Raw genomic sequence first — 12,320 nt, 5'->3', positions numbered from 1 at the left:
CGCCCACCAAGGAGAACCGACATGCGATCAACCGATCGACTCGTGACGCTGCTGCTGGTGCTCGTCACCATCATGCTCGTCGGGATGCTCACCGCCTCGTGGCGAGTCGTCCTCTACCCATACCTCATCGTCATCGGCGTCATCATCCTGCTCGGCGTCGGCGCCCGGCGCAGGAAGGATGCGGTGTTGCTGGGGTACGGCATCGCCGTACCGGTCGTCTACATCGCCCTCTACATCTGGCTCGAGACCGCCATGGCCGACGACCCCGGCTCAAGCAGTGACCTGGTCCTCGGGCTCGTGCCCGCCACCGCCGTGTATTTCTTGGCCATCTGGCCTTTCGGTCTGCTCGTGGCCGCCTGCTACGCCTTCTTCCACCGACGCATCATGACCGACGCCACCACCGGAGCTGACTCATGAACCTCACCATCGTCTCGATCGTCGCGGCCTACCTGGTCGTCGTCCTCCTCATCGGTCTGTGGGCCACCGGCCGCACCAAGACGAGCGGCGACTTCTACATCGCCGGACGAAGCCTCGGCGTCGTCGTCATGGCGGTTGCCGTCTTCTCTTCCATCCAGAGCGGCTTCGGCGTCGTCGGCGGCACCTCGACGGTGACCGCCGGTGGTTACGGGTTCGTCTCCGGAGTCATGATCGCCACACCTCTCGGTTTCGCCCTGACCTGGCTCATGCTCGGCAAGCGGATGATGAACGTCGGGGACGTGGGCGAGATGTACACCGTCGGTGACGTGGCGGAGCTTCGCTACAAGAGCCCGGTCGCCCGCGGCGTCATGGGGCTGACCGTGGCCCTGGGCGTGCTCGGCTACCTCGGCACCCAGGTGCTGGCGATGGGCATCGTCGTGGCCGCCATCTTCGAGGTCAGCACCACCACGGGTGCCATCATCGGCATGGCGGTCCTCGGGCTGTACGTCGTCGGCGGGGGCATCCTCGCCGGCGTGTACACCGACCTCTTCCAGGGCGTGCTGATGCTGGTGGTCTCCTTCGTCGCCTTCTACTACGCGCTCGAGAGCGGCGGGGGCATCGCCTCGATGACTCGAACCCTGCAGGCCGAGGCACCCGACCTGGCGACCCCCTTCGGTCTGTCCCCGTGGGTGACCATCCCGTGCTGGATCTTCCTCTTCAGCCTCGGCGGCTCCGCCCAGCCGCACGGCCTGACCAAGTTCCTCATGCTCAAGGAGCGCGGCAGCCTGCGCTGGGGACCGCTGATCAGCGGTACCGGTTACGCGATCACCACGCTGATGGTCGTCGGGATCGGTTCTGCGGTTTCGGTGCTCACCCTGCGCGGTGAGTTCCCCGCGATGGACTCCCCCGACGAGTCGTTCACCCAGTACCTCACCGACTTCACTCCCCCGGTAGTGGCCGGTCTGGTCATCGCGGGCCTGCTTGCGGCGATCATGTCCACCGGGTCGAGCTTCCTCACCTTGGGTGCCGCCAGCGCCGTGCGCGACATCCCCCGCGCATTCAACATCACGGTCCGGCGCGAGCTGCTGTGGAGCCGTGTCGCGGTCGCCGTGCTGCTCGTGCTCTCGACCGCCTTCGCCCTGTACATCGGTAACGTCGTCGCCCTGCTGGGCACCTTCGGCTGGGGCACCTTCGCCGCCAGCCTCTTCCCGGCCCTCGTACTCGGGATGCTGTGGCAGGGCGGGACCAAGGAGGCCGCCATCTCCAGCGCCCTGATCGGCATCGTTCTCAACTTCGTGCTCGAGGTCGGTGGCAAGTACGGCTGGACCCCGCTCCCGGAGGGCGTGGTGGTCGGCGCCTTCGTCTTCGCCATCACCCTCATCGTCTACATCGGTGTCTCGATGGCGACTCGGGGTCGCGGCGCCGAGGTGGATCCCCACCTCGCGAGCGTCATCGAGGGTGGCTCCGGCCAGGCGCCCGTCCCTGCTTCGCAGACCGTCTGAGCGAAGGGAGGACAGCACCATGATCGAGAAGGTCACCGGAGCGACGTACGCCAGCCTGACGAAGGACTTCCGCTGGCCCATCCCGGAGCGGTTCAACATCGGCACGGCGTGCTCGACTGCCCAGGACCAGGACGCTCTCGCCCTGATCGAGGTCGACAGCGAGCAGACGCGCACGTACTCCTTCGGCGACCTCACCGAGCAGTCCGATCGCCTGGCCGGTGGGCTGCACCGCCTGGGCGTGTCCCGGGGCGACCGGATCGCGGTGATGCTGCCGCAGGGACTGGCATGCGGGATCGCGCACCTGGCCATCTACAAGCTCGGCGCGATCGCGATCCCGCTGACCCAGCTCTTCGGTCCGCAGGCGCTCGGATACCGACTGGGTGACAGCGGCACGACGGTGGTCATCACCGGGCCCTCCTCACTCGACCTGGTCACGGAGGTCACCCGCGACCTCGACGGGGTCGACATCGTCGTCGCCGGCGGCGAGCCCGCTGGCGAGCACGTGTCGATGGAGACGTTGATCTCCGAGGCCCCCGCCGACTTCGAGGCGGAGATGACCGGCCCCGACGATCCCGCGCTGATCATCTACACCTCCGGGACCACTGGGGCTCCGAAGGGTGCCCTGCACGCCCACCGGGTGCTGCTGGGCCACCTGCCCGGGTTCGAGCTGATGTTCGACTACTTCCCGCAGGAGGGGGATCGGATCTGGACACCGGCGGACTGGGCGTGGATCGGCGGACTCTACGACGTGTTGATGCCGGCATGGTTCCACGGACGGCCGGTCATCGCCACGCCGAAGGCACGGTTCGAGCCGGAGGCCGCACTCCGCCTGATGGCCGAGCACGAGGTCACCGCGACCTTCCTGCCACCGACGGCGCTGAAGATGATGCGGCAGGCGACACTGCCGGACCTGCCCCACTCCCTTCGCGTCATCATGAGCGGCGGGGAGCCCCTCGGTGGGGAGATGCTGGCGTGGAGCCGGGAGCGTTTCGGGGTCGACATCAACGAGATCTACGGGCAGACCGAGGCGAACCTCCTCGTGGGCAACAGCTCCGCCATCTGGGACGTCCGCCCTGGCTCGATGGGACGCCCTTACCCGGGGCATCGGGTCGCGGTGCTCGACCCCAGTGGGGAGCTGGCCGCTCCCGGCGTCGTGGGCGAGATCGTGCTGCGCTCCGATGACCCTGTGGTGATGCTGGAGTACTGGAACAACCCCGAGGCGACGGAGGGCAAGTTCGTCACCGTCGTGGATGAGGAGGGCCAGTCCCAACGCTGGTTGTGCACCGGCGACCTGGGGAGCGTTGACGAGGATGGCTACTTCTGGTTCAGCAGTCGCGAAGACGACGTGATCACCTCGGCCGGATATCGCATCGGTCCGGCCGAGATCGAGGAGTGCGTCCTCGGCCACCCCGCCGTGGCGATGGTCGCGGCCGTGGGGATCCCGGACGAGGTACGCGGGCAGGTCGTCAAGGTCTTCGTGAAGCTCGCCGGGTCGTACTCGGCCTCCGACGAGCTGGCCGATGAGATCCGGGCGCACGTGCGTTCGCGGCTCGCCGCCTACGAGTACCCCCGCGAAGTCGAATTCATCGACGAGTTGCCGATGACGACGACCGGCAAGGTGCGGCGGGGTGAGCTGAAGAACCGCACGTCATCGTGATGTCGCGGGATCGGACACTCGGATACCAACGCGGGCTAACATAGGTGTAATAATTTCTGCTTATGTTAGGAGCGTCGATGGCTCGTGAACGGCATCCGTGGGCCGTGTCCTGGGAATCAGTCCCCTGGCATCGCGATCCCGCCCAGCCGCTCTCCCGACGGCAACGCTCGCGGATCCGGCCCACCTACGACGCCGCTGTCCCAAGCACCATCGCGCCATTGGACGTCGACGCCGATCCGTCGGCTCTCGCTGCCGCCGATGACGCGCGAGCCGAGATCTCACGTTTCGATGCCGAGTTGTCGTCGATCCTTCCCGGGGCCGAGCTCGCTCCCCTGGCAGCCGTCCTGCTGCGGACCGAGTCGGCGTCGTCCTCCCAGATCGAGCACGTGACCGCCGGCGCGCGAGCACTTGCGCTCGCCGAGCTGCACCTCGCCAAACCAGGCAGCAACGCCAGTCTCGTGGCCGCCAACGTTGATGCGGTGACACGGGCGATCGAGCTCGCCGACTCGCTCACTCCACCTGCGGTCCTTGCTGTCCACGCTGCGCTCATGCACACCGAGACCCATGTCGCACCCGGTCATTACCGCACGGAGCAGGTCTGGATCGGCGGCACGAGCGCATCCCCGCATGATGCTGCCTTCGTCCCGCCCCGGCACTCGCGAGTGGAAGCGGCCATGGATGACCTGTGCACCTTCATGGCCCGTACCGACATTCCACTGCTTGCCCAGTGCGCCGTTGCGCACGCACAGTTCGAGACGATCCACCCCTTCAACGACGGCAATGGTCGAGTCGGTCGTGCCCTCGTGCACGCCATGCTCCAGCACGGCGGAGCCACCACTCGCGCAACAGTGCCCGTGTCAGCCGGTCTCCTGACCGACACCGACGGCTACTTCGCGGCCCTGACCGCCTACCGCACGGGTAACGTCAACCCCATCATCACGCGATTCGCCGATGCCACCTTGGCGGCCATCGGTAATGGCCGCCAACTCGCGCAGGACCTTGTCGAGATCCACTCGCGCTGGTCGTCCTCGATCTCGGCGAGGCGCACTGCGTCGATCTGGCGCGTGCTGCCGCGGCTGCTCAGTCAGCCGGTGGTCACGTCGGCCCTGATCCAACGCGAGATCGGGTTGTCCCAACCGGCAGCCGACCAAGTCATTGCACGACTGCGTGACGCCGGCATCCTGACCAAGGCCAAGGGCGGGCAGCGCTATGTGGCGTGGGTGGCCCAAGATGTCACCGCGGCCCTGGACGACTTCGCGCTGCGCGCCCGCCGCCGCTGAACCCCCTCAGTTGTCGACGAGGCGCGTCCTGGTGCCCATAACCTGCAGCTCGGCCACCGGCTCGTCCTGCAGGTCCGCGATAGCGCCGAGGTCCTGCCACGCGCCGCCGTTGACGCGGAACTGGCCGACGAGTCGGGCGTCGACCTTCACCGAGTGCGTGCCCGTGCTGTCGTAGGTGTGGGTGATGTCGCCATCCGGGTAGACCCCACCCGAGCTCTCGGTCCAGCCCGAGGAAGCGTCATCGCCGAAGGTGTAGCGGTAGTCCTTCGACGCGATCTTGAACTCGATCGTCCAAGACAGCAGCTGCACCGGCTTGCTGACGTCGCCCGGCTTCAGGCCTGCGCCCTCGGGCCACGCGGCCTGGTAGTACGTCGGCAGGTTGACCAGTGTCTTGTTGCCCACTGGCTGCATGGATACCTCGGGCTTGGCGAAGGGCAACGCCATGAAGGCTTCGCGGATCTGGCCGATCGTGGGCACCGGCGGGGGCGGAGCCGACGTCCGCGGGATCGTGGGGTCGTTGACGTCCGGTGGAGGCGGGTAACCCGGCAGGCAGGTCTGGGTCGGGCCGTACCACTGCTGGGTGCCCTCTTGGCGCCACCAGATCAGGCGAGGCGGGCCGGAGGCGTCTGGATTGGTATTGCAGTCGATGATCGTGGCGCTGCAGGCCGGGTCGAGACCACCGCTCGTGCAGGTGCGCTCCTTGGTCTCCCAGTTGATGTCAGGGGCCGAAGTGCTCACCCCGCGGGTAGACCGTTGCTGATCTTGGCCTTGCGGTCGTTGCTGCTTCTTCTTCTCGCCCTTCATAACCGATCGCTCGTCCACGTGGTGCGAAATCCGCCAGTTGTCCAACTTGGGGTCCTCGGCATGAGCCGCAGGGCTGGCGACCTGAAGTAGAAGCACGACAGCAACGAGGCCACCCCACCGGGTCAGGTGATGATGAAGCTGTCCACGACCTGCCACGACGACCCCTCCCAGTCCAAGTACACGATCACGTCGTATGACACTGCATCGGCTCGGCCGTGAGATTTGCCCGAGGAGTCGACCATGCGGTAGCTGGCGTCGGTGACGCTCAAAGTCACAGCGCTCTCTGACTTCCCATCGGTTTCCGAGGTCACCTTCACGTCATTCGCGACCTCGGTGGGGTTTATGTCCGATGTCCGCCCCTTCTCCATGTCAGCCTCAACGGAGTCGATGATCTTGAAACAGACGGTGCACTCTTCACCGGACATGGCCCTCAACCTGCTTGTCTTGCCGGTATCAAGTGCACGGCCTCCCTCCCTCCAGTAATACTTCGCAAATGCCACGGCCCCGTCCTGCGTGTGCTTGGTGGCGGCTTCCGGGAGATCGGGGGCATCGCTGGCACCACCCGATGACGACGACGAAGCCGAGCTGGACGACGAGCTCGAGCTGCTCGACGACGGCTCAACCGGCTGCGGGCTCGCGGTCGTCGACGAGCTGGAGGACCCCCCTTCGCCATCACCACCACAGGCGGACAGCGCCAGCACGGTCGCGGCCAGGACGGCCGCCGGGCGGTGTCGGACAACTCGCACGCGTGTTCCTCCCTCGGGCCTCCGAGCGAGGCCGCATCGGTGACCAAGGGTATTGAGATCTCGCCCGACCGCATCTCGAGTATCCACAGGCCTGCGCCACAATGACCGCCATGGAACGACTCCCCGACGGCGCGCACCTGCTGCGCGGCGGTGACCTCGGGTGCGCACGGTTGCTCGTCCTGCTGCGCCAGGAGGCCCTCGACCTCGACCCCGGGGCCGTGGTCCACCTCGAGACCAGCGACCCCATCGCCCCGATCGACCTGCCGGCGTGGTGCCGCATCACCGGGCACGAGTACCTCGGCCCGGTCGAAGAGGAGGGCGTGCCGCGGTACGGGGTGTGCATCTCGCCGCAGGCGAGGTCGACGGATCCCGCGTTTCCGTGGCGGGTGGTGGAGTAAGTCCCTTCGAGGCTCGGCCGCGGGCGGCCTCGCACCTCAGGGACCGTGGGGTGGTTTCGGGGTTCGCACCTCAGGGACCGTGGGGTGGTTTCGAGGCTCGCGCCCGGGGGCGCTCACACCTCAACCACCGCGGGACTTCAGCCAGCGGTGGGGGCCGGTGTGACAGGATCAGGTGTGGTCACCGCCACACCGATTCGCAGGGGGAAATGGCTTGAGCAACCGAGCCCAACAATTCATGGACACGGCCCGGCAGGTCGCCGACTCGAGCGGCATGGGCGAGATGGTCGACCAAGCCCGAGAGGGCGCCCAGAGCGCCGGGTTCGACCTCAACGCACGGGACTTCCCCGCCGCCCGGGGTGAGGGCGGATCGGCCGGCACCCGGATCAACGCCGAGCAGGTCTCCCTCGACGAGGCCGCCGAGCACCTCAGCCGCAGCCAGTACGAGATGGGCACCGACGGCCCGGTGCACGTCATCACCCCGATGGTCATGCCCAAGGGCGGGCGCCTGCGGGCGATGCTCCCCGCCGTGCTGCTGGTCCTCTTCGGCATCGTGGGCTCGATCTTCCTGCTGCCCTTCGGCCTGACCTCCGCGGTCTTCGGCCCGCACTACTGGCTGCTCGTCGTGGTCGCTGCGGCCTTCATGTGGTGGCGCCACGGCATGGTCATGGTCCCCGAGGGCTGCACCGCACTGATCAGCCGCTTCGGCAAGGTCGAGGACGAGGTCGGTCCCGGCCGGGTGACGCTGTGGAACCCGTGGAAGCGGGTCTCCTACATCGTCAACACCACCCGCGAGTACCCCTTCAACGCGCCGATCCGCTCGGCGCCCACGAAGTCTGGCGTCCAGGCCTCGGTCGACCTCTTCCTCCAGTTCCGCATCGTCAGCGCCCGCGAGTTCGTCTTCGTCCTCGGCGCCGTGCAGGGGTTCCAGGACAAGCTGAACAACGCGATCTCCGAGACCACCCGCTCGCTGATCTACGAGCAGGAGGCCTCGGGCATCTACGACCTCGTCGGCGAGAGCACCTCCCGGCTGCTCGAGCAGCTCAACGCCCAGTTCGCCCCCGCGGTGGAGCTGACGACGGCCAACATCACGCACGCCGAGCCGTCGGCGCAGGAGTACCGGATGGACCTCGCCGCACCGGAGATGATCCGGGTGGCCAAGGAGGCCTACACCTACGACTACGAGCTGAGCCTGAAGAAGGAGCAGAACGAGGGTGACCTGAACAAGGACCTCGCCTCGCTCAACGAGAACCTCTCCGCCATCCAGGCCGACATCGCCCGCTACCAGGCGCAGATGGACACCGCGCTGGAGCGCGAGACCAACCGGGCCGAGGCGGTCGCCCGCCAGCGCTTCGTCGAGTCCGAGTCGGACGCGAAGGCCAACGCGGCCCTGCTCGAGGCACAGGCCCTCGACATCCGCGCACTGAGCGCGGCGCTCGCGCCGGAGATCCTCGACTACCGCTACCAGCAGGACCAGCTGGAGAAGATGGAGTCGGTCTCCCACTCCCTTCCCCAGATCGTGCGGATCGGCGCGGAGTCCGAGAGCGTGGACTACCTGCAGATCGCCCGCCAGCTCGTCGGCGGCCAGGACCGCCAGCTCTTCTCCACCGAGGCCATGGAGTCCATCCGCTCGCGGCAGGGCGACATCTCCGAGCGGGTCTCCGCCCGCGAGGCGGACATCGAGCAGCTGCTGCAGGCCCCCGAGGAGACGGACGTGGAGATCCTGCCAACCTCGGAGACCCAGCTCGACACCGAGGGCGAGCAGCGCCTCGACGCGATCCGCCAGTCGGTCACCGACGAGAGCGTCACCGCCCAGTTCGGAGACGAAGGGGGCGTCGCACCAAGCGAGGCGACCTCACCACCACCGCCGGCACCCGAGGAACCACCGGCGATGCCGGCCCCGCAGCAGTACGACGTGACGGACGAGGGTGAGCAGGCATGAGCGACCAGATGATGGAGCAGGCCGTCCGCGCCTCACGCGGGCAAGGGATGAGCTCGATCAAGGAGGTCGTCTCCTCGTGGAGCGACGTCGCCCGCTTCCTGCGCGGCGGTGACTCCGGCTCGCTCGTGCCCGTCGTCATCCCCAAGGACAAGCGCGGCCTGCGCTGGACGGGCCTGATCTGGTTCGCCGTGTGGGCGCTGGTCAGCGGGATCATCCTCATGGCGACCGGCGGAGACGTCGCAGGTGGCATGGGCGGGGTGGCGATCGTCGTCGCGATCATCTCCGTGCTGCTGGCCGCCCTGTGGTGGTGGCGCTCCTCGATCGTCGAGATCGAGGAGGGCACGGTCGGTGTGCTGACGAAGTTCGGCGCGATCTCCGGCCCGGGCCTCTCCCCCGGTCGCCACTACCTGTGGCACCCGTGGGCGCGCGTGGCCTACGTCGTCGACGTGACCACGGAGATCCCCTACACCGCCCCGGTGCTCTCCTCCCCCACCCACGAGAACGTCCCGCTGAAGTCGATCGAGTTCTTCCTGCGCTTCCGCATCGTCGACGCGATCCGATTCGTGCAGACGATCGGCGCCGGCAACTTCGACCTCGTGCTGTCCAACTCGGTGCAGGACGCGATCCGCCAGCGCAGCCGCCAGGTCCTCACCGAGCAGGCCTATGACCTGCGCGGCAGCGACGTGAAGGACATGCAGGACCTGCTCAACCGGCAGCTGACCCGCTACGGCGTGCAGATCATGGGCTGCAACATCCCCGACGTGCAGCTGCCCGACACCTACCGGGAGCACCTGGCCACGCGCGAGCGGGTCGCCAAGGAGCTCGTTGCCTACGAGAAGGAGTGGGACCTGACGCGCAAGCGCCGGATCGACACCCTCCTGATGGAGATCGAGCGCTCCAAGAAGGTCCGCGACGCCAAGGTCGTCGAGGTCCAGGCCTCGCTGAACAAGGCCCGCAAGGACGTCGCCCAGATGCTCGAGGAGCGCGAGACCGAGGCGCAGAAGGTCCGCTACGAGATCGAGACCCGGGCGCGCACGAACCTCGTCGCCGCCCAGGGTGAGGCCAAGGCCCAGGAGCAGCTGGCCACCGCCTACCGCGACAACCGTGCGGTGCTGGAGTACGAGCTGGCCCAGCGTCGCCTCGACGTCGGCGCCACCCTGGCCGAGCACGCACCGCGGCCGGTCATCGTGCACACCGACGCCGGCAGCGGTGACACCTCGGCGCTGTCGACGCTGCTCATGGCGCAGCTGCTGCCGCAGGTCTCCGGCGAGGGCAGCACGCACCGCACGATCCGGCAGTCCGGGTCCGGCTCGGGTGGACAGCAGCAGTCGTCCGCCGCGATGCAGGAGGACGCCCGGCAGGCCGCCTCGAACGCAGCCCGGGCGTACCGGGATCAGCGGGGCGAGTAGGGGCCCGAGTCCCTTCGAGGCTCGCGCCCGGGGGGGCGCTCGCACCTCAGGGAGCGTGGCGAAGGGGGGTCGGAGACCACGGTCTCCGACCCCCCTTCGTCGTGTCCTCCGGTCAGCCGGGGCGGTGTCGACCGGGGCCCTTGTCGCCCTCCTCCGGGTCGTCGTGGTCGAGCTTGAGCTCGCCGGCGGCGTGCGCCGCGACCAGGGCGGTCTGTCCCGGGTAGCGGATCTCCTCGACGAGCTCCTGGACGAGCTCGCTGGGCTTGGCGGTGAACTGCGAGACGATGATGGTCACCAGCAGGTTGATCACCATGCCGACCGCGCCGAAGCCGGTCGCGGCGATATCGAAGATCCCCTCGTTGTTGCCCCAGATCTCGATGGTCCAGATCATGTAGAACAACGTCACGCCGATGCCGACGGCCATGCCGGCCGCGGCTCCTGCGGCCGTGCACTTCTTCCAGAAGATGCCCAGCACCAGGGTCGGGAAGAAGCTGGCACAGCCCAGGCCGAAGGCGAGCGCGACCACTTCCCCGGCGAACCCGGGCGGGTTGATCCCGAAGTAGCCGGCGATGACGATGGCCACGGCCATGGTGATCCGGGCCACGAGCAGCTGCTGCTTCTCCTCCGCCTTCGGGTTGATCCGCTTGTGGTAGACGTCGTTGGAGATCGCTGACGAGATCACCAGCAGCAGACCCGAGGCGGTCGACAGCGCCGCCGCGAGGCCACCGGCGGCCACCAGGCCGACGATGGGTGCCGGCAGGCCACCGATCTCCGGCGAGGCCAGCACCACGATGTCGTTGTTGATCATCACCTCGTTGGTGACGTCGGAGGCTGCCCCGGTGAAGTTGTACGTGCCGTCACCGTTGAGGTCGCGCAGCGGGGCGCCGTCCGGCCCGGTGATCAGCCCGACGTTCGCCCAGGTGGAGAACCAGGACGGCAGCTCCTCCGTCGGTGTGCCCCGCAGGTCGGTGAGGATGTTGTACTTCGCGAAGGCGGCCACCGTGGGGGCGGTCGTGTAGAGCAGCGCGATGAAGAACAACGCCCACAGCGCCGAGTAGCGCGCCGCCCGCACCGATGCCGCCGTGTAGAAGCGGATGATCACGTGCGGCAGGCCGGCGGTGCCGAACATCAGCGACGCGGTCAGCAGGAACATGTTGAGCTGGTCGGTGCCGGTCAGGGCCGAGGTGTAGGAGCCGAAGCCGAGGTCGGTCTGCAGTCCCTCCAACTCGTCCATGATCTGCCCGAAGCCGATCTGCGGGACCGGGATACCGGTCAGGCGGGTGGAGATGGCGACCGCGGGGATGAGGTAGGCGACGATCAGCACGCTGTACTGCGCCACCTGCGTCCAGGTGATCCCCTTCATCCCACCGAGCACGGCGTAGAAGAAGACGATCGCCATCCCGATGATGACGCCGATCGTGGGATCGACCTCGAGGAAGCGGCTGAAGACGACGCCGACGCCCGCCATCTGTCCGATGACGTAGGTGAAGGAGACGACGATCGCGCAGATGACGGCGATCAGCCGGGCGGTCTCGTTGTAGCGGTCGCCGACGAAGTCCGGGATCGTGTACTTGCCGAACTTGCGCAGGTACGGCGCGAGCAGCATCGCCAGCAGCACGTACCCGCCGGTCCAGCCCATGAGGTAGGCCGAGCCGGAGTACCCGTTGTAGGCCAACGCGATCAGGCCGGCCATCGAGATGAACGAGGCGGCGCTCATCCAGTCGGCGGCGATCGCGGCGCCGTTGGCCGGAGCGGGGATCCCGCCGCCGGCGACGTAGAAGCCGGCGGTGTCGGACACCCGGCTGCGGTAGGCGATGTAGATGTAGAGACCGAAGGAGAGCGCGACGAAGATCAGGGTCCAGAGCTGGATCTCGCTCATGAGTGGCGCACCCCTTCCTCGTAGTCGTCCGCGCCGTACTCACGGTCGAGCCTGTCCATCCGCCAGACGTAGATCGCGATGAGGGCGAGGAAGGTGATGATCGATCCTTGCTGGGCGAACCAGAAGCCCAGCGGGACGCCGAAGATCGACACCTGGTTCAACCATTCGGTGAAGAAGATGCCTGCGCCGAAGGAAACGAGTGCCCACACGACCAGGAGCACCGCCATCAGCCTCAGGTTGCGGCGCCAGTACTCGGTGCGTTGTTGCTGGTCCACGACAGACCCCTCCT

Annotated in this window: 11 protein-coding genes; 7 read left to right on the top strand and 4 right to left on the bottom strand. The window is 67.6% G+C overall.

Annotated features, from left to right (window positions below; all coding sequences use genetic code 11):
• Window positions 1–21: 21 nt before the first annotated feature.
• The 4 genes from O9K63_RS03030 to O9K63_RS03015 all read left to right on the top strand — a co-directional run bounded on the left by O9K63_RS03030 (window position 22) and on the right by O9K63_RS03015 (window position 4,856).
• Complete coding sequence (locus O9K63_RS03030; RefSeq protein ID WP_277240427.1) at window positions 22–417, top strand: hypothetical protein; 396 nt, start codon at window positions 22–24, stop codon at window positions 415–417.
• A complete protein-coding gene (locus O9K63_RS03025) occupies window positions 414–1,919 on the top strand; it encodes a sodium:solute symporter family transporter (RefSeq protein ID WP_277240425.1) in 1,506 nt (501 codons plus the stop codon). Before O9K63_RS03030 ends, O9K63_RS03025 begins: the two co-directional genes overlap by 4 nt.
• A 19-nt stretch (window positions 1,920–1,938) precedes the next feature.
• A complete protein-coding gene (locus O9K63_RS03020; protein ID WP_277240423.1) occupies window positions 1,939–3,576 on the top strand; it encodes an AMP-binding protein in 1,638 nt (545 codons plus the stop codon).
• A 218-nt stretch (window positions 3,577–3,794) separates the two neighbouring features.
• Window positions 3,795–4,856 (top strand): Fic family protein, encoded by a 1,062-nt coding sequence (locus O9K63_RS03015; protein WP_277240421.1) that lies wholly within the window; start codon window positions 3,795–3,797, stop codon window positions 4,854–4,856.
• A gap of 6 nt (window positions 4,857–4,862) precedes the next feature.
• Here O9K63_RS03015 and O9K63_RS03010 read toward each other — a convergent pair whose 3' ends face one another.
• Complete coding sequence (locus tag O9K63_RS03010; RefSeq protein ID WP_277240419.1) at window positions 4,863–5,594, bottom strand: hypothetical protein; 732 nt, start codon at window positions 5,592–5,594, stop codon at window positions 4,863–4,865.
• 188 nt (window positions 5,595–5,782) lie between these two features.
• Window positions 5,783–6,361, bottom strand: a complete 579-nt coding sequence (locus O9K63_RS03005) for a DUF6318 family protein (RefSeq protein ID WP_431190382.1) — start codon at window positions 6,359–6,361, stop codon at window positions 5,783–5,785.
• A 155-nt stretch (window positions 6,362–6,516) separates the two neighbouring features.
• Here O9K63_RS03005 and O9K63_RS03000 point away from each other — a divergent pair, with 155 nt between their 5' ends.
• The 3 genes from O9K63_RS03000 to O9K63_RS02990 all read left to right on the top strand — a co-directional run bounded on the left by O9K63_RS03000 (window position 6,517) and on the right by O9K63_RS02990 (window position 10,152).
• The gene (locus O9K63_RS03000; protein WP_277240415.1) at window positions 6,517–6,804 is read left to right on the top strand and encodes a sulfurtransferase TusA family protein; all 288 of its coding nucleotides are present in this window, start codon (window positions 6,517–6,519) and stop codon (window positions 6,802–6,804) included.
• 235 nt (window positions 6,805–7,039) lie between these two features.
• Window positions 7,040–8,743 (top strand): SPFH domain-containing protein, encoded by a 1,704-nt coding sequence (locus O9K63_RS02995; protein WP_277240413.1) that lies wholly within the window; start codon window positions 7,040–7,042, stop codon window positions 8,741–8,743.
• Window positions 8,740–10,152, top strand: coding sequence for an SPFH domain-containing protein (locus tag O9K63_RS02990; protein WP_277240411.1), 1,413 nt, complete (start codon window positions 8,740–8,742; stop codon window positions 10,150–10,152). Before O9K63_RS02995 ends, O9K63_RS02990 begins: the two co-directional genes overlap by 4 nt.
• Before the next feature lie 112 nt (window positions 10,153–10,264).
• On the opposite strand, the gene O9K63_RS02985 is transcribed toward O9K63_RS02990, so the two are convergent.
• Together O9K63_RS02985 and O9K63_RS02980 are read right to left on the bottom strand one after the other, a co-directional pair.
• Entirely contained in the window at window positions 10,265–12,031 is a 1,767-nt protein-coding gene (locus tag O9K63_RS02985; RefSeq protein ID WP_277240410.1) for a sodium:solute symporter family protein, read from the bottom strand.
• Window positions 12,028–12,306 carry a DUF4212 domain-containing protein gene (locus O9K63_RS02980; RefSeq protein WP_277240408.1) on the bottom strand — a complete coding sequence of 93 codons (279 nt, stop codon included), beginning with the start codon at window positions 12,304–12,306 and terminating at the stop codon, window positions 12,028–12,030. Before O9K63_RS02980 ends, O9K63_RS02985 begins: the two co-directional genes overlap by 4 nt.
• Window positions 12,307–12,320: the final 14 nt, after the last annotated feature.

The organism is Janibacter cremeus, from assembly GCF_029395675.1.
GTDB lineage: Bacteria > Actinomycetota > Actinomycetes > Actinomycetales > Dermatophilaceae > Janibacter > Janibacter cremeus_A.
This window is presented reverse-complemented; position numbering and strand designations above follow the sequence as displayed.